The following is a 17,522-nucleotide window of genomic DNA, read 5'->3' on the forward strand; positions in this document are numbered from 1 at the left end:
GCTAGGCCGTCTTCACGCCGCGCTCGCCGGCGTCGGTGAGGCGTGCCTCCTCGGCGGCCTGTGCCTCGAGCTCCGCCCGGCGAGTGGTCTCCAGCAGCTGGCGGGCGGCGTCGTACGCCCCCGGCTCGGAGACCAAGTCGGTCGCGCCGCGCTTGAGCCGTGCCAGCGCGCTGCGCGCGAAGATCTGCTGCTCGGTGGTGGTGCGCTCGGAGCGTCCGCGGCCCAGGAACGAGACGAACCAGTGCAGCACGGCCGTGACCCGGTTCTTGAAGCCGGTGATGTAGACGAGGTGCACCGCCAGCCACATCAGCCACGCGACCACGCCGGTGAGTCGCAGCTTGCCGACCATCGCCACCGCGCGGAACCGGCTGATGATCGCCATCGAGCCCTTGTCGAAGTACTTGAACGGGCCCTGCGACGGCTTGCCCTTGAGCCGGCCGTCGATCTCCTTGGCGGCGTACTTCGCACCCTGGATCGCCACCTGCGCCACGCCGGGGAGGTGGTCGAGGTTGATCATGTCGCCGACCACGAACACCTCGGGGTGGCCGGGCAGCGTCAGGTCGGGGTTGACCGCGATCCGTCCGGCCCGGTCCAGCGGCGCGCCGGTCTGCTCCGAGAGGGTCTTGCCCAGCGGGCTGGCCTGCACGCCCGCGGCCCAGATCTTGGTGACGGTGTCGATCCGCTCGACCCGGCCGTCCTTGTACTTCATCTCGATGCCGCGCTCGTCGACGTCGGTGACCATCGCGCCGAGCAGCACCTCGACCCCGAGCTTCTCGAGCTCGGCCTTGGTCTTCTCGCCGAGCTTCTGGCCGAACGGCGGCAGCACCTGCGGGGCGGCGTCGACGAGGACGACGCGCGCGTGCTTGGTGTTGATGGCGCGGAAGTCGCGCTTGAGGGTGCGGTGGGCCAGCTCGGCGATCTGCCCGGCCATCTCCACGCCGGTCGGGCCGGCGCCCACCACGACAAAGGTCAGCAGGTGGTCGACGTTGTCGCCGCGCACGGCGCCCAGCTCGGCCATCTCGAAGGCCCCGAAGATCCGGCCGCGCAGCTCGAGCGCGTCGTCGATGCTCTTCATGCCCGGGGCGAACTCGGCGAACTGGTCGTTGCCGAAGTAGGACTGGCCGGCGCCGGCCGCCACGATCAGCGAGTCGTAGGTCGACATCGTCTCGCGGCCCAGCACCTGCGAGGTGATCGTGCGCGCCTCGAGGTCGATGCCGGTGACCTCGCCGAGCAGGACCTGGGCGTTGTGCTGCCCGCTGAGCACCTCACGGGTCGGCGGCGCGATCTCGCCCTCGGAGAGGATGCCGGTGGCGACCTGGTAGAGCAGCGGCTGGAAGAGGTGGTGGGTGGTCTTGGCGACCATGGTCACGTCGACGTCGGTCCGGCGCAGCGCCTTGGTCCCGAACAGTCCCCCGAACCCGGAGCCGATCACCACCACCTGGTGGCGCTTGCCGGTCCCCTGCTCCGTCTCCGTGCCTGCCATGCCGATCCTTTCCCGCGCCGATGGGTCTCGCCGTACCCGACGGGCCCGCGTGCCCACCCATTCTCCCGCCGTACGCCAGCCGTTGACCAATCGGCCCCCGCGTCTTGTTGTGTGATCCGCGGAACGGTCTCGAAACTTCCACCGGCCCACGTTTCGTGCGCGGCCGTCCCGGGTAAAAGTTCGGAGAATGCCCTGAATATCACCACGTTCATCCGGAGAGAGGCCTCGTGCCGCTGAACAGGCCAGCTCTGTCGCTGGGTCCTGGGCCCCGTGGCGTGCAGAACGCGCGCCGCTGGGTGGTCGACACCTGCACCGACATCGCTCGCCCCGACCTCGTCGAGTGCGCCGAGCTGGGGGTCTCCGAGCTGGTCACCAACGCGCTGCTCCACGCCGAGCCGCCGATCCTGGTGCGCGTCCGGGGCACCCGCGAGCACCCCCGCGTCGAGGTGCGGGACGCGTCCGTGGAGCCACCCCACCTGCCGGACACCCACCCCAGCGACGAGGACGAGCTGCTGCTCACCTTCGGGCGCGGCCTCGGCATCGTGGCCCGGTGCGCCGACGCCTGGGGCGCCGAGGTCGAGGACGACGGCAAGGTGGTCTGGTTCGCCCCGGCCGCCGGGGTCCGCGACGAGCTCGTCGACGGCCTGATCACCGGCGTCACCGACCCCTCGTCCCGCGAGCCGGAGGACGACGACGTGGCGGTCAGGGTGGTCGGGGTGCCGCTGCGCAGCTACCAGGCGTTCCAGCGCCACTACCGCGAGCTGCGGCGCGAGGTGCGCCTGCTCTCCCTGGCCCACGAGGCCGACTACCCGCTCGCCAAGAACCTCTCCGACGTCTTCGGCTCCCTCGAGCGCGAGCTGCGCCAGGGCATGGGCGTCAACCAGATCGACGAGGCGCTGCGCAGCGGTCGGGAGATCGCGGACCTCGACCTGTCGGTCACTGCGGAAACCGCGACCAGGATCGGGCGGTTCCTCGAGCTGCTCGACCTCGCCGACGCGTTCTGCCGCGAGGAGCGGCTGCTGTCGCTCGCGCGCACCCCGGAGCAGCAGCAGTTCCAGCGCTGGTTCCTCGGGGAGTTCGTCCGGCAGGGCGCCGGCGACGCCCCGATGGCGTGGCGCGACTCGGCCGAGGCCACCTCGCGCACCGGCGTCTCCTGAAGCCCGCGGCCGTCCCCGGCCGGCCAGCTGGACCGACGGGCTACGCGTAGCCGAGGTCGTGGAGCCGGGCGTCGTCGATGCCGAAGTGGTGGGCGATCTCGTGGACGACGGTGATCCTGACCTCCTCGACCAGCTCCTCCTCGGTCTCGCACATGTCGAGCAGCGGCCCCCGGAAGACGAGGATCCGGTCCGGCAGCTCGACCGGCGGGGTCCCCCAGCGCTCGGTCAGCGCGACCCCGTCGTAGAGCCCCAGCAGGTCGGCGGGCTCACCCTCCGGCGGCTCGTCCTCGACGAGCACGACGACGTTCTGCACCAGGGCCGCGAGCTCGTCGGGGATCTCGTCGAGCGCCTGGTCGACCAGGGCGTCGAAGCGGTCGGCGTCCATCTCGATCGGCACACGACCATTGTGATGGTCTCGACAAGCTCGACCACCGAAAGACAAGCTGACCACCGAAGGGACGGGCTGACCACCGAAGGACGGGCTGTGACCACCGAGGGATTAGCTCGACCACCGAAGGACGGGCTCGACCACTGATCGGCCGGAAATGCAGAACGCTCCGGATCAGCTGATCCGGAGCGTTCTCCCTGCGACCCCGACGGGACTCGAACCCGCGGCCTCCGCCGTGACAGGGCGGCGCGCTAACCAACTGCGCTACGGGGCCAGGTGCCTCACTGGTGAAGGCGGTGGAACTCTAACCCATCGATGCGACTGCTTCCCAATCGGGAGGTCCCGCACCCTCAGGTTCGCACCCCCAACGGGATTCGAACCCGTGCTACCGCCGTGAAAGGGCGACGTCCTAGGCCGCTAGACGATGGGGGCAGGACTGCCCGGACAGCATAGGGGCGGTGTTCTCGGCGCTCCAAACGGTGACGGGTGGGGCCCCGCACGCGCGAGACCCCACCCGGCTCCACCCCGGCCCCCACCGAGGTCAGCGGTCACTGCTCCACGTAGAGGTCCTTGTAGTTGGGCGCACCCATCTGACCGTCACCGGACGGGTTCCCGATCCGGGACCCGAAGGTGAACAGCTGGTTCTGGAACGCGGTCGGGATGAACGGGAAGTACTTGGTCTGCGCCTCCTCGTCCACCGCCCCCCAGGCGTCGGCCTGCTCGTCGAGCGGCAGGTCGGTGACCTTCGCCATCATGTCGTCGATCGACTTCTCGGAGAACTGGGCGGTGTTGTACGCCGCACCCGACTTCAGCAGCGGCGGCAGCATGGTCAGGCCCGACGGCCAGTCCGAGCACCAGCTCACGCCACGCAGGTTCAGGGTCTTGTTGACCTTGCTGTCCGGGTCCAGCCAGATGTTGTACGTCGAGTCCTGGACCGGGATGCCCTTGACCGTGAAGCCGGCCTCTTCCATGCCCTTGATCAGCACCTTCTCCCCGGCGACGGCCAGCGGGTCGGGCTCGTAGTAGACCATCGTCAGCTGGAGCTCGCCCGGCTCGTAGCCGGCCTCCTTGAGCAGCTCCTTCGACTTCTCCGGGTTGTAGGTGAACTGCTCACCGTCGACGAAGTAGTCGTGCTTGCCCGCCATGCCCGGGGGCATCATGGAGTTCGCCGGCACCCGCGTCACGCCGGGCACCTCGCCGGTGGCCAGCCACATGTCCTGGTAGGGGTAGGCGTAGGCGATCGCCTTGCGGACGTTGATGTCGGTGATCTTGGTGTAGTCCGGCGCCAGGAAGCTGGTGCACTGCGAGGACTGCTGGACCAGGCGGTCACCGAGCTCGGTGTTCGCACGGTCGTAGTTGTTCGAGCCCAGCGCGTTGGACAGGGCGGTCTGCGACTCGGTGTTGTCGCTGAGCATGATCTGGTCGACCTTGGCCTGGTCCTGGTTGAACCTGAAGACCCACTTGTCGACGTACTGGTGCCGGGCCGGGTCCGAGCCCGCGTCCCACTGGTCGTTCCGGACCAGGACGAGCTCCTCCTGCGGGCGGAAGGACTCCACCTTGTACGGGCCGTTGGACATGATGTGCTTGCCGTAGTCCGGTGGGGTGCTGGCCTTGCCCAGCGGCACCGGCCCCATCGCCTCGAACGCCCCCCAGTAGTCCATGTCCGGGAACGGCTTGGCCATCTTGATGATGACGTCCTGGCCGTCCACCCTCACGCCGTCCCACTTCTTGCCCTTGTCGGTGTAGGGCCCCCGGTACTCACCTGCACCGGAGAGGTAGGTCTGCGAGTACTCCGTGCCCGGCCCGGACGGGAAGGTGTCGGAGTCCATCGAGCGCTGGATGCCCCAGGCGATCTCCTCCGGGGTGACCGGCGAGCCGTCCTCCCACGTCGCGTCGTCCCGGATGGTGAACGTCCACTCGGTGAAGTCATCGTTCGGATGGCCCAGGTCGGTGGCGAGGTCGGGAACCAGCACCATCTCCCCCGTCTTCGGGTCGCGGGCGTACTGCGTCAGCGAACGGCTCGTCAGCGCCTGCTGGATCGAGTTGCCCGTGACCGACCAGCCGTCGGTCGGGTCCATCGAGTCGGGACCCGGGTCGCCGGGCAGGTACACCGTGACGGTGCCGCCCGACTTCGCGCCCTCGACCTCGGCGGCCGGACCCGCACGGCCCGGATCCTTCGTGACGCCGCCCTGGTCCCGGAAGGCCTTGTCGGTTGCGCTGCCCGCTTCCTCGCCACTGCCTCCGCCGCAAGCGGCGAGGGTGACCATCGCGACGCCGGCGACCAGCGCCAGCGGCTTGACCTGTCTCATCTTCGAGCCTCTCTCCCGTGTCCACAGAGACGAGGGCGGCACAGGTGCCCTCGCGTCGGCCCATGGTGGGACCGGCCGCTGGGGCCGGGCTGGGGTCCGACTGGAGTCCCGCTGGGGTGGTCGGGCGCGGAGGCTCGCTCAGCGAGCGCCGGCAGCGGTCTCGGCGGCGCGGGCCCGGGACCGGTAGGCACGCGCCTTCATCACGTCACCGCACGGGTCGGAGGAGCACCACCGGGCCGAGCGGTTCTTCGACCCGTCGTAGTAGACCCATCCACAGTCCGGTCGCTGGCAGACGCGGAGCCGGGACAACCGACCGTCCTGCACGGCCGCCTGGAGCGCGGTGAGGGCGGCGGCGGCGATCGGCAGCTCGGGCCTCGTCCCCGCGGGCACCAGCCTGGCCCGGAGCGCGCCCCCCAGCTCCTGGACGGCCACCCGCACCGCGTGCGCGGCGGCCACGTCCGTCAGGCGGTCGGCGGCGCCGGGCTCGCCGGCGACCAGGGCACGGATGGCGTCGCGGAGCTCGATGAGCCGCACCCAGCCCCGCTCGTCGATGTCACCGATGTCGAAGTCGGGCAGCGCCCGGGCGAAGAAGAGAAGCCGGTGCTCGTGGAGGCGCAGCATGTCGACGCCGTAGAAGCGGTTGTCGGAGTTGAGGAAGGCGCGCAGGTCCTCGAGGTCGTCCGGCGCGACCCGCGGGTCCTTGTTCGCCGCCGACTTCGTGTCTGAATCGTGACCCGAGGACATGGGCTGATCGTAGTACGTTACGAGCAAAACTTGTTAGATGGTGACGCAGAACAGGATGATCGGGGGCGGTCATGGGTGGTGTGGAGGTCGGGGTGCTGGGCACGGCGGTCGTGACGACCGACGCGACCCGGCGCGAGCTCGGTGCCGCGAAGCACCGCGCCCTGCTCAGCGTCCTCGCGCTGCGCCGGGGGGCTCGCGTGCCCGCCGAGGCGATCGTGGCGGCGCTGTGGGGCGACGACCCGCCTGCGGGCGCGGCCGGCACGCTCCAGGGGTACGTCGCCGACCTGCGGCGGGTCCTCGAGCCGCGCCGGGCTCCGCGGGAAGCCCCGACCGTGCTGGTCACCGTCCCCGGCGGCTACTCACTGCGCCTCGACGCCGACGCGGTGGACGCGGCCCGCTTCGAGACCGTCGTACGACGGGCCGCGACGGAGCTGCAGGCCATCGCACACCCCCTGCGGCCCGTGGTGCCGCCGGACCAGCGGCCCGCGGTCGCGGCGGCGGCCGAGCTCCTCGACGAGGCGCTCGCGCTCTGGCGGGGCGAGCCGCTGTCCGACCTCGGGGCCGACGTCGAGGTCCAGGTCGAGCGGGACCGGCTGCACGCCCTGCGCCTGGACGCCGAGGTGCTGCGGCTCACGGCGCTGCTGGCCCTCGGCCGCCACGCGCAGGCGGTCACGGACCTGGAGCGGCTGGCCCGCGCGAACCCCTGGAACGAGCGGCTGTGGGGGCTTCGGGCGCTCGCGCTCGCCGGGTCGGGCCGCCAGGCGGAGGCGCTGGCCTGCCTGCGGGAGCTGCGGGCCGCCCTCTCCGGCGAGCTCGGGATCGACCCCGGCATCGAGCTGCGGGAGCTCGAGACGGCCCTGATCCGGCAGGAGCTGCCCACCCCACCGGAGCCGGCGGCCCCACCCCGGCTCGTGCTCACCGGCGCGCCGCGTCCCGGCGATCGTCCGGCCGCACCGACCGAGGACTGGCCGATGGTCGGTCGCCGCGACGAGCTGCGCACGCTGACCGACGTCCTCGACCTGGCGTCGCGGCACGCGGCGCAGCTGGTGCACCTGACGGGCGAGCACGGACTCGGCAAGACGCGGCTCACCCGCCGGGTCGAGGAGCTCGCGGCCGACCGGGGCTTCGCGGTCGCCCACGCCGGCTGCGCCCGCGACGCGCGCCGGACCGAGGGTTGGGCCTGGCACCGGCTCGAGCGCGCCCTCGAGGGCGCGGCGGACGCGACCGACGCAGTGCCCCCACCTGAGGACACCACGCACCGGCGGGTCGAGGGCGGGCTCGGCTGCGCGGTGCGCGCCGCCGAGGAGGCGCTGTGCCTGATGCAGGTGGTCGGCGAGCGGGCACCCCTGCTCGTCGTGCTCGAGGACCTGCAGTGGGCGGACGAATCGACCCTGCGCGCCCTGAGCCACCTGGTGGCGAACCGGCCGCCGGGCCCGTTCGTCCTGCTGCTGACCCAGCGGCTGGCCCCGGTCGCCTCGTCCGCCGCGATGAGCGCGCTGCTCAGCGCGCTCGGCCGCGCGCACGGCGTACACCTGCCGCTAGCGGGCCTGGAGGACGACGAGGTGGGCGGCCTGCTGGAGGCTGTGACCGGCACCCGGGCGCACCTCCGCGTGGCCGGGGAGGTCGCGCGGCGTACGGACGGCAACCCGTTCGTGGTGGTGGAGCTCGCCCGCCACGGCAGGCCGACCGGCGAGCTGCCGTCGTCCGTGCGGGACGTCGTCGCCCACTGCCTGCGCGGCCTGCCACCCGGCACGCTGGCCCTGCTCGGGGGCGCCGCCCTGCTCGGCCGCACCTTCGACGCGACCCTGCTCGCCCACGCCGCTGATCTCCGGGTCGCGCCGGCCTTCGCGCTGCTGGCCCCGGCCACGGCGGCCGGGATCCTGCGCGAGGACGGCGACGACCGGTACACCTTCTGCCACGGGGTGGTCCGGGAAGCGCTCGCCGGCTCCCTCACCTCGCTCCCCCGGGCCCGGTGGCACGCCAGCTTCGCCCGGGTCCTCGAGGAGAAGCGCGGCGGTCTCGAACGGCCGGACCGACGGGCCGCGATGGCCGGCCACTGGCGGGCCGCGGGCTACGCGTTCACCGCCCAGGCGTGGCGGGCGACGGCCGAGGCCGCCCGGCGGGCCCTGGCCGACGGGCTCCCGGACGAGGCGGCCCGGCTGCTCGACCAGGCGGCTCGGGCGCAGCACTGGGACCGCACCGCCACCGCGGCCGACGTACGACGGCTCGGCGACATCGAGGCGCTCGTCTCCGCGACCACCGTCGCGGGGACCCGCGCCGCGGGCGACGGGCCGCTCCGGACCGCTTGACCGGCCGGATATGACCCCCCGTCCGGCGGCATGTATCCTCATCGTCGTCCGAAACCCGGTGCGCATGCCGTCCGGGGACTCGGAGTGGGGCAGGTAGCTCAGTTGGTACGAGCGTCCGCCTGAAAAGTGGAAGGTCGGCGGTTCGACCCCGCCCCTGCCCACCAACGAGAGCCGCAGGTCGGAGTTCGTCTCCGACCTGCGGCTCTCGTCATGCCTGGGATCGACCGACGCGCATCGACCGGGCCGGGCCGGCCCCTCAGCCCAGGACCGCTTCCAGATGCTGCTCGAGCCGGGTGCGGGCCGTCACGTCGGTGATCTCGATCCCGTGATCGCGCCACGGCTGAGCGACCTTCACCGGGTCGGGCAGGTGGCCGACGATGTCCAGCAGGTCCCAGTGGCGCTGGTTCCCCGGGTCGTGATCCGCTGCCCTCGCCGCGTACGCCTCCTCGAAGCCGGAGGCCGTCTCCGGGCCGTGCAGCATGGCCAAGTAGGTCCGACAGTGAGCGACGTCGAGCTCAGCGGGTCCCCACGAAGTCTCGACCCAGTCGACGACACCGGTGACCTCACCCTCGGACCACAGCACGTTGCCCAGGTGGAAGTCCCGGTGGATGAAGGTGCCGGCGAAGGCCGGCGACTCGGCCTCGAGAGCACCGAAGGCGGCCGTCCACGCCGTGCCCCGGGTCGCCCAGGCGGGCACCACCCGCTTGGCGGGGATCGCCCACGACTGGAAGTCGCGGGGACGCACCGGTGGCTCGAAGGCGTGGATCCGCGCCAGCGCACCAGCGAGCTGCTCCAGCAGGTCGCGATCGTTGCGTCGGAGGTCCAGGCCGCCCGGCAGCCTCGACATCAGGTGGGCCGGGTGACCGGCGTCCTCGCCCGTGAGGTCCGAGCCCCGGCTCCGGGGCGCGGGAATGCCGGTGCCGCGCAGCATCGTCTGGACGTCCCGCTCACGGCCGACGAGCGCTGCGCCGTGCGTGCGCCACGGTTCCTTGTCCATCAACCGGAGGACGTGCTCCTCGCCGCGCGCAGAGCGGACCAGGTACATCGCCGACGTCCACCCGCCGGTGAGGCGCTGCGCGTGCACGACGTCGCTGTGGAGGACCGATTCGACCCACTGCGTGGAGCGGGCTCCGAGACGCTCGTTCACGGGCGGACTGTATCGACCGGGTGCGACGTCGTGGCCGCTCAGGCGGTGCGTTCCCGCGGTACGTCGAGCCGCGGGACCCCGCCGAGCCCGAGCCGGTAGCGGACGTGGTCGGCGTACCGCTCCAGGGTCTGCCAGAGGACCCGGTGCGCCGACCACGGCAGCGGCTCGGCCCCGTCGTACCAGCTCTCGCCGAAGCTGATCCACACCGGCGTCCAGTCCGCGGCGTCGTCCCACGAGCCCCGCCGGGACTCGACCATCCGGCGGCGGATCTGGAAGGCACGCCGCGGGCCGTCCGCACAGATCGGCGCCGTCGCGACCGGCCACAGCCTGAGGTCGAGCGACATCAGGTGCATCTCCAGGTCGCGCAGCACCGCCGGGTCGACCAGGACGGTCGCCACGTTCTCGTGCGGTCGGCGCTCCACGCCGGAAACCGTCACCGGTCGACCGCGTCCGCGTCAAGGGCCGGGTCCGCGGCGACGTCGGCCAGCGGTCCGACGGCCCCTGAGCGAGAGGGCCATCGTCACTGGCCCCCGACCCGGGCGCGCGGCACGCTCACAGCATGAGCACGGGAGCAGCCGCCGGTGGTCCCCCGGCCGTGACCGGCGCCGAGCGGTGGCTGGCCCGGCTCTCGTTCGTCGCCGCCGCCGGTGCGATCGTCGCCCTGCTGGCCGGGGGCCGCGACAGCCTCGCCGGGCTCGCCGTCACCGTCTTCGGCCTGTCCCTGTCCCTGGCCGGGATGTGGTGGTTCCTCAGCAACCGGGGCCTGCTGCGCTGGCTCGGAGCCGCGGTCGCCGTCACCGCACTGGTGGCCGTCGTGACCTTCCCGATCTCCCAGGGGCGGGTGCTCGAGATCGTCATCGCCGCGTTGCTCGCGGTCGTCGCGGGCACGGCTGCCCGGGCCGCCACAGATCGCGCCAGGCCGGCCGACACCATGCCCGAGACGTCGACGCCGCCCCCGTCCCGCCCACACCTGATCATGAACCCGCGCTCGGGGGGCGGGAAGGTGGAGCGGTTCGAGCTGGACACCAGGGCGCGGGCCCTGGGCGCCGAGGTGGCGCTGCTCGCCGGCCCCGAGCACGTGGACGTCGCGGAGCTGGCCCGGGCCGCGGCCCGGAACGGTGCCGACCTGCTGGGGGTGGCCGGCGGCGACGGGACCCAGGCCCTGGTCGCCGGCATCGCGGCCGCGCGCGGCCTCCCGTTCCTCGTCATCAGTGCCGGCACGCGCAACCACTTCGCGATGGACCTCGGCCTGGACCGCGAGCACCCCGAGACCGGCCTCGACGCCCTCAACGACGGCGTGGAGCTGCGCATCGACCTGGGGAACATCGGTGGCCGGACCTTCGTCAACAACGTGTCGTTCGGCGCCTACGCCGACATCGTGCAGAGCCCGGCGTACCGCGACGACAAGCGCGGCACGACCTTGGAGATGCTGCCGGACATCCTGGCCGGGCACCGCGGTCCCCGGCTCGTCGTGCGCGTGGACGACGAGGTGACGATCGAGGCACCCCAGGCGCTGCTGGTCAGCAACAACCCCTACGGGACCGGCGACCCGGCAGGCCTGGGTCGTCGCACCCGCCTCGACACCGGACTGCTCGGCGTCGTGGCGGTCACGGTCGACTCGGCCACCCGCGCGGCAGGGCTGCTCAGCGGCCGGCACTCCCGTGGGATGTCCTCGATGGTCGCCCGCGAGGTGGTCGTCGACTCGGATGCGGCGGAGGTCCCCGTCGGCATCGACGGCGAGGCCGTGATGCTGCCGACGCCGGTGCGGTGCACCATCGAGCCGCAGGCGCTGCGGGTGCGGGTGCCGCGCAACCGCCCGGGCGTTCCCCGCCGGCGACCGCCGGTCGACCTGGCGCTGCTACGACGCCAGGCGCTGACGCTGGGACACCCGGCCACGCCGCGCGGTCAGGGCGTGCGCCCCCGGGAGCCGAGGTAGCGGTCCGTCGCCCGCGTGGTCAGCTGGGCGACGACCGTGCCGATCATCGAGCCGACCACGACGTCCCCGGGGAAGTGCACGCCGGTGTGCACGCGCGAGTAGGCAACGGCGCCGGCGAGGCCGTGGAGGGGTACGCCGACGGCCGGGAGCCGGTACCCGACCCCCGTGGCGAACGCGAACGCCGAGGCCGAGTGCCCCGAGGGGAACGACAGCGAGGTCGGCATCACCACGTGGCGCCCCACCGGGACGCTGGCACCCTCGCGGTCCGGGCGCTGGCGACGGCCGACCCGCTTGACCGCGAGGTTCACCACCGCGCTGCTCACCGCCACGCAGGCCAGGCCCTGGGCCGCGGCACGCGTCCCGGGCCGGCCACCCACCGCCGCCAGCAGCCCCGCCGTACCGACCCAGAGCACCGACTTGTCGGCGACCCGCGACAACCGGCTCATCCCCCGGTCGAGGCCGGGTGTCGGCGTCCGCGCGACCGCCTCGTAGACGGCCTGGTCGATGCGGCCGGCGTCGGCCAGCCAGCTGCGTGCCGGCCGGCTCCGCGCCGACCACCACGCCCGGGCAGAGGCCCTTCCGTCGGTCGTGCTCACTTCTGCGCTCCTTCGTCCGGGTCGGGGTCCGTGATCCGATCAGTGTGCCGCGCGTCCTCGGCGGCGATCGCTGCGAGGGCGGCGTCCACCGACGGGTAGAAGTGGTCCCGGTCCAGTGTCTCGAAGAGCCCGTAGCGCAGCAGCAGCGCCGCCAGCCGGTCGCGCAGCTCCACGAACGCGAGGTGCACGCCCTGCGCGTTGAGCTGCTTGTCGAGCTGCTCGAGCATCTCGGCGGCCGTGACGTCGACGTCGGTCACCGCCTCGCACTGCAGCACGACCCAGCGGACCTGCCGCTCGTGCACCAGGGAGCGCAGGTTCTGCCGGAGCATGCCGGCGTTGGCGAAGAACAACGGCGCCTCCCAGCGGTAGACCACGACGCCGGCCACCTCCTCGACGTCGTCGCGCCCGTCGGCCTTGTGCCAGTCCCCCCGGGCGTCGCGGCCGAGCACGACCCCGTGCGGCCACCAGCTGCGCCGGAAGAAGAGCAGGATCGCCAGCGCGACCGCGACCAGGATGCCCTCCAGCACCCCGAGCAGGACGACGCCGGCGGTCGCCACCAGCGAGAGCGAGAACGCGGTACGACGGACCTGCCACAGGCGCCGCAGCTCGGGCAGGTTCATCAGCGACAGCGCGGCGGCGATGACGACCGCGGCCAGGGCCGTCTGCGGCAGGTCGGCCAGCAGCGAGTTGAGGAACAGCAGCATGAGCGCCACCGCCCCGGCACCCACCAGACCGGCGACCTGGCTCTTGGCGCCCGACTGCTCGGCGACCGCGGTCCGGGAGCCGCTGGTCGACACGGCGAAGCCCTGGAACAGCCCCGCGGCGACGTTGGCGCTGCCCAGGCCGATCATCTCCTGGTTCGGGTTGACCTCGTCCCCGCGCCGGGCCGCGAAGCTGGTCGAGGTCGCGATCGTGTCGGTCAGCGAGACGAGCGTGATGCCGAGCGCGGCGACCAGCAGCGGCACCACGTCGCTGAGCTGGGTCCAGGGCACCCCGGGCGTCGGCAGCCCCTGCGGCAGCGCACCCACGGTCGCCACGCCCTCGGCCGAGAGGTCCAGCACGGCCGAGGCGACGGTGGCGGCCACGATGGCCACCAGGATCGCCGGGACCTTCCGGCTGACCCGGGGCAGCACCAGCAGCAGGGCCAGCACGCACAGCCCGACCACCAGCGTGGTCCCCTGCGTCTGGTCGAGGCTCGAGGCGAAGGCGCGCAGCTCCTCGATGAAGCTGTCGGCGTCGGTGGAGAACCCGAAGAGCTTGGGCAGCTGCCCCACGATGATCGTCAGCCCGAGACCGTTCATGTAGCCGATCTGGACCTCCACCGAGAGCAGGTCGGCGACGAACCCGAGCCTGGCCACGCCGAGGCCGATCTCGACCGCACCCACCAGCAGCGCGAGCATCCCGCCGAGGACGATCGCGGACCCCGGGTCGCCCGACACGGCGACGAGGGGCATCACCGCGGCGAAGATGAGCGGGGAGACCGAGGAGTCCGGGCCGAGCACCAGGACGCGCGACGGCCCCATCACGGCGTACCCCACCAGGCAGGCGACGGTGGTGTAGAGCCCGGTGACCGCCGGCAGGCCGGCCAGCTCGGCGTACGCCATGCCCTGCGGCACCAGGATCGCGGCGAGCACCAGCCCCGCCACGAGGTCCGCCCGGGCCCAGCCGCGTCGGTAGCCGTGCAGCAGCCCGAGGCCGGGGACGTGTTGCCGCAGGCCGGAGGGCCGGCCGGCGAGCTCGTCTGTGGTCATCCGGGCGGCACCTCCTTGCCAGATGATGCGCGCGGCCGGCGGCCGCGGGCATCACCCGTTGCGCATGAGGCCCGGCGTCAGCTGGTCGGGTCAGGCTCCGCGCGGGGGCAGGCGCAGCACGAGGTGGGTCACGAGCACGACGGCGAGGGCCCCGAGCAGAGCGGTCGCCACCCCGACCGAGAGTCGGGTCCAGCTGAGGGCGAGGACGACAGGTGTCACGGGCACCGGTCTCCGGACCTGCCCGGGGCCTGGTGCTGCCGGTCGCGACGGGGTGCGAACCGTGACCTGGTCATGACGCTCCTCCTCTCTGTCTCGCGCGACGAGGATGCCCGTGGACCCGGCTGCGCACACAACTGGCGCCCTTCCGGCCGGGCCTGACCGGGCCCGAAGCCACGACGCCTCCCGTGGTCGACGTGCTGGCTCCTGGCTGGGAATCCTCAGCCGGCCGTCGGAGTGGTCGAGGCGGGCGCCGCCGAGGGACTCGTCGACGGGGAGGGGGACGCCGCCGGGCTCGCCGAGCCGGTGGGCGACGAGCTCGGCGAGGCGGTCTCGGTCGAGCTCGAGGAGGTGCTGGGCGAGCCGCTCGGGGCGACGCTGGGCGAGCTGCTCGGCGGGATGCTGGTGGAGCTGCTCGGCGACTCGACCAGCGGGCTCGTCGACGAGGCGGGGTCCGTGGGCGCGGTGGTGGAGGCGGGGTCCGACGGGCTCGGTGACCCGCTGGGGACTCCCAGGCTGCCCTGGTCGGCCTGGATGATCGCAAGGATCTGGTGCTCGAAGTCGGTCAGCTGCCCCTGGATCTCGTCGAGGGGGACCTGCCCGATGTTGTCGCCGTACGCGGCGATCTCCTGCCACAGCTTGTCGAGCGCGGCCATGGCGTCGTCGCCGAGCGGCCCGTCCAGGGTGACGAACAGCTGGACGGCCAGGGAGTAGGTCAGGCAGCTCGTGCAGTCGTAGTTGAGGGCGACCGAGACGTTCTGGGGCACCGCCACGTCGGCCTGGCCGGTGACCAGCACGACCTGGAACGCGACCGCGACTGCGGCACAGTTGTCGCAGCTGGCCAGCGCGTAGGCCTCGTTCGTGCTGTCGACCGGGGTGTCCCCGTCTGCCCAGATCAGGGCGAACGCCGTGTCGTAGGTGACCGAATCGTCGGTCGTGTTGACCGAGAGGGCCTGGTTGTCCCCGTCCTCGGGAGCCAGCGGCTGGTCGATGGGGAAGATCCAGGTCCCGGCCCCGGCATGGCTGACCGTCCCGTCGGCGACCGGCCCGGACCCGGTGGCGGGCGCACCGTCCGGCTGTGCGGTGCCTCCCGGGTCGTGGGGGACCAGGACGACGGCCAGCATCGGGTGCTCGCGGGTGGGCGCGGCCTGGCCCGGCGGCAGGTACACCGCGCCGCGGCCCTCGGTGCCGGTGGCGAAGCCGGGCGCGGGACGGGCCAGCGGCATGCCGAGGTTCGTGAGCGTTCCGCGTTCGTAGGCCTGCACGGGCCGGTAGCGACCTGGCGAGGGCCACCAGACCCACACCAGGGCGGCCCCGAGCGCCGCCGCGAGGACGAGGGCGAGGCCGCGACGTACGGGGCGTCCCCGGGTGCTGGTCCAGGTCGAGACCGCGACCCGTCGGACGACCCGGCTCAGGGCGATCGCCATCGCCAGGGGCGGGAGCAGGACCACGAGGGCCGCCACGCCGCGGGCGGCCACGGACAGCACGTCACCGTCCTGGAGCGCCTCGCCAAGGCCGGCCCACTGCAGCCGGCTGCTGGTGAGCGCGCTCCCCACGATGCGGGGGAAGGTGGTCACCAGGACCACCAGCGTGAAGGCCAGCAGCGGCACCACGGTGAGGACCCAGACGGAGACGACGGCCCGGGCCCACGGCTTGAGCAGCCGGGCATCGGCGTCGCGCCAGTGCCACGGCAGCAGCCCCCGCAGGGTGGGCCTGATGCGCTGGAAGAGGTCGGGAACACCGGTCAGGTCGGCCAGCACGTGGTAGCCGTCGAACCGCACGAGCGGGAGGAGCTGGTGAAGCATCTGCAGGATCTGGGTGGCGACCAGCAGCAGGATCGCGTCGTCCCGGGTCAGCCACCACACGGCCGCGGTCCCGACGGCGACCAAGGCGTTGAAGTAGAGCCCTCCGAGGTCGGTGCGCAGCCGCCCGCCGCGGCCGAGGCGGTAGGAGTCGGTGACGTCGGTGTAGAACGCCGGCCAGATCAGGTAGAGGCCGACGCCCATGGCACCGGGCGTGGCTCCACCCCGGCGAGCGGCAGCGGCGTGCCCGAACTCGTGGAACCCGGCGCTGAGGACGGTGACCGTCAGCACCACGAGCAGCAGGCCGGGCCGGGCGAAGGCGTCATGGGTGGCGCTGGCCAGGCCACGCTCGAACAGCACCCACCAGCTGATCCACACGAACACGGCGAGCACCGCGGCCACGAGGATCGGGTTGAAGAGGGCAGCGAACGGCGCGGTGAGCCGTCGGGTGCGCTCGGGGTCGGTGACGACTGCCTTGAACCGGAGCGCCAGCAGGGGGTTGCTGCGCTTCAGCGAGGGCTGGCTCCCGTCCTCGGAAGCGGCCAGGCCCAGGGAGCGCAGCTTGTCGGAGAGCTGGCGGACGTTGTCCGGGGACACCGTTCGGCCGCTCGCCCGGCTGACCTCGTCGGCCAGCTCGTCGTAGCCGCGTTCGCCGTCCAGGCCCGCGAGGACGAGGTAGAGCAGCGGCGTGAGCTGGACGACCTGACCGTCGCCGCGCCGGGCCAGGGACGGCGGCCGGCGATAGCCCGAGCCGGACATCTCCCCCATGAGCCGGACGCCCTCGGCACGGGCCGGGGGGCGACCCGCGGCCCGGTCTGCGAACCCGGCAGGACCGACCAGCTCGCCACGCCCCCCGGTCGTGGTCACGGCTGCGAGATGTCCGAGACCTGGTCGGAGCTGGCCGTCGCCGAGCCGTCGATGTTCTGGTTGATGATCGCGGTCTGCTGGGCCACCGAGACCGCGTCGCTGTCGACCGAGCCGACGTTCGCGGCAACCGAGGCGTCGATCGGGGCCGCCACGTTGGCGTTGGCCGCGACCGCGCCGTTGATCGGCGCCGCGATGTTGGCGTCGCCGTCGAGGTTGACGTCCACGTTCAGCAGGTCGCCGTCGGCGGCGTCGCCCACTGTCGTGCCCAGGTCGCCGGTGCTCCCGTCGGCCGGGAGCGAGGTGCCGTCCGTGGGCACCGAGCCGGTGTCCCCGGCCAGGCTGGGGTCGGCGGTCTCGTCCGGGGAGGCGCCCTGCTCCAGCGCGCTGTCCTGGACCGCGTTGGCGGTGGCGTCGGCGGAGACGTCCTGGTTGACCAGGACTCCCTGGTCCGAGAGCGCTTGGGCGGTCGAGCCCTCCGAGAGCACGTTGGCACCGACCGAGGCGTCGATCGGCGCGGCCACGTTGGCGTTCGCGGCGACGCCGAGGTCGATGGGGGCGGCCGCGTCGATGGCGAGGTCGAGGTCGGCGTTCAGGTCGAGGATCGACACGACCTCCTTGTCCGGCAGCGCCAGGCCGTCCTCAGCCGCCAGCTCGGCCTCCGAGAGCCCGGCGCGTTCGTTGCTGTTGTCCATGTCGATCCCCCGATGTCGGTGAGGTGTGTGGTGCAGGTGCGGCTCTTGTACCCAGCCTCGGCGGCCACAAACGACGGAGCCGGGACCTTGTCCCTGCTTGACGGACCTCCGGCGCGGCTGGGTGC

General features: G+C 72.8%; 14 protein-coding genes and 3 tRNA genes. 4 read left to right on the plus strand and 13 right to left on the minus strand.

The features are described 5' to 3' along the window. Position 1 precedes the first annotated feature (1 nt). Complete coding sequence (locus ABD268_RS03280) at positions 2 to 1,483, minus strand: NAD(P)/FAD-dependent oxidoreductase (RefSeq protein ID WP_344147498.1); 1,482 nt, start codon at positions 1,481 to 1,483, stop codon at positions 2 to 4. 275 nt (positions 1,484 to 1,758) lie between these two features. On the opposite strand from ABD268_RS03280, the gene ABD268_RS03285 reads away from it, so the two are divergent. Beyond that, positions 1,759 to 2,640 carry an ATP-binding protein gene (locus ABD268_RS03285; RefSeq protein WP_344147501.1) on the plus strand — a complete coding sequence of 294 codons (882 nt, stop codon included), beginning with the start codon at positions 1,759 to 1,761 and terminating at the stop codon, positions 2,638 to 2,640. Positions 2,641 to 2,680: 40 nt separating this feature from the next. On the opposite strand, the gene ABD268_RS03290 is transcribed toward ABD268_RS03285, so the two are convergent. From ABD268_RS03290 to ABD268_RS03310, 5 genes are all read right to left on the minus strand, one after another. Continuing rightward, positions 2,681 to 3,037 (minus strand): metallopeptidase family protein, encoded by a 357-nt coding sequence (locus ABD268_RS03290; protein WP_344147504.1) that lies wholly within the window; start codon positions 3,035 to 3,037, stop codon positions 2,681 to 2,683. A 191-nt stretch (positions 3,038 to 3,228) separates the two neighbouring features. Beyond that, positions 3,229 to 3,302 (minus strand) — tRNA-Asp (locus ABD268_RS03295). An 85-nt stretch (positions 3,303 to 3,387) separates the two neighbouring features. Then, positions 3,388 to 3,460: transfer RNA gene (locus tag ABD268_RS03300), tRNA-Glu, on the minus strand. Positions 3,461 to 3,576: 116 nt separating this feature from the next. Beyond that, complete coding sequence (locus tag ABD268_RS03305; protein ID WP_344147507.1) at positions 3,577 to 5,337, minus strand: ABC transporter substrate-binding protein; 1,761 nt, start codon at positions 5,335 to 5,337, stop codon at positions 3,577 to 3,579. Between the two features lie 138 nt (positions 5,338 to 5,475). Beyond that, positions 5,476 to 6,081 (minus strand): CGNR zinc finger domain-containing protein, encoded by a 606-nt coding sequence (locus ABD268_RS03310; RefSeq protein ID WP_344147510.1) that lies wholly within the window; start codon positions 6,079 to 6,081, stop codon positions 5,476 to 5,478. 71 nt (positions 6,082 to 6,152) lie between these two features. Between ABD268_RS03310 and ABD268_RS03315 the strand changes: the two genes are divergently transcribed. Next, positions 6,153 to 8,390 carry an ATP-binding protein gene (locus tag ABD268_RS03315; protein WP_344147513.1) on the plus strand — a complete coding sequence of 746 codons (2,238 nt, stop codon included), beginning with the start codon at positions 6,153 to 6,155 and terminating at the stop codon, positions 8,388 to 8,390. A gap of 87 nt (positions 8,391 to 8,477) precedes the next feature. Further along, positions 8,478 to 8,554 (plus strand) — tRNA-Phe (locus ABD268_RS03320). 92 nt (positions 8,555 to 8,646) lie between these two features. On the opposite strand, the gene ABD268_RS03325 is transcribed toward ABD268_RS03320, so the two are convergent. Both ABD268_RS03325 and ABD268_RS03330 read right to left on the minus strand, forming a co-directional pair. Then, complete coding sequence (locus ABD268_RS03325; protein WP_344147515.1) at positions 8,647 to 9,537, minus strand: phosphotransferase family protein; 891 nt, start codon at positions 9,535 to 9,537, stop codon at positions 8,647 to 8,649. 38 nt (positions 9,538 to 9,575) lie between these two features. Next, positions 9,576 to 9,959, minus strand: coding sequence for a hypothetical protein (locus ABD268_RS03330; protein WP_344147517.1), 384 nt, complete (start codon positions 9,957 to 9,959; stop codon positions 9,576 to 9,578). Between the two features lie 137 nt (positions 9,960 to 10,096). On the opposite strand from ABD268_RS03330, the gene ABD268_RS03335 reads away from it, so the two are divergent. After that, positions 10,097 to 11,473 (plus strand): diacylglycerol/lipid kinase family protein, encoded by a 1,377-nt coding sequence (locus ABD268_RS03335; RefSeq protein WP_344147520.1) that lies wholly within the window; start codon positions 10,097 to 10,099, stop codon positions 11,471 to 11,473. On the opposite strand, the gene ABD268_RS03340 is transcribed toward ABD268_RS03335, so the two are convergent. The 5 genes from ABD268_RS03340 to ABD268_RS03360 all read right to left on the minus strand — a co-directional run bounded on the left by ABD268_RS03340 (position 11,443) and on the right by ABD268_RS03360 (position 17,397). Further along, entirely contained in the window at positions 11,443 to 12,069 is a 627-nt protein-coding gene (locus ABD268_RS03340) for a phosphatase PAP2 family protein (RefSeq protein WP_344147523.1), read from the minus strand. The genes ABD268_RS03335 and ABD268_RS03340 overlap by 31 nt on opposite strands. Then, complete coding sequence (locus ABD268_RS03345) at positions 12,066 to 13,820, minus strand: SulP family inorganic anion transporter (RefSeq protein WP_344147526.1); 1,755 nt, start codon at positions 13,818 to 13,820, stop codon at positions 12,066 to 12,068. The genes ABD268_RS03340 and ABD268_RS03345 overlap by 4 nt, the downstream gene beginning before the upstream one ends. A gap of 90 nt (positions 13,821 to 13,910) precedes the next feature. Next, positions 13,911 to 14,039: a hypothetical protein gene (locus ABD268_RS03350; protein WP_344147529.1), complete on the minus strand. Its 129-nt coding sequence runs from the start codon at positions 14,037 to 14,039 to the stop codon at positions 13,911 to 13,913. A 218-nt stretch (positions 14,040 to 14,257) separates the two neighbouring features. Beyond that, entirely contained in the window at positions 14,258 to 16,705 is a 2,448-nt protein-coding gene (locus ABD268_RS03355) for a hypothetical protein (protein ID WP_344147532.1), read from the minus strand. Continuing rightward, complete coding sequence (locus tag ABD268_RS03360; RefSeq protein ID WP_344147535.1) at positions 16,702 to 17,397, minus strand: hypothetical protein; 696 nt, start codon at positions 17,395 to 17,397, stop codon at positions 16,702 to 16,704. Before ABD268_RS03360 ends, ABD268_RS03355 begins: the two co-directional genes overlap by 4 nt. Positions 17,398 to 17,522 lie beyond the last annotated feature (125 nt).

It is taken from the genome of Nocardioides koreensis (genome assembly GCF_039531775.1).
Lineage (GTDB): Bacteria > Actinomycetota > Actinomycetes > Propionibacteriales > Nocardioidaceae > Nocardioides > Nocardioides koreensis.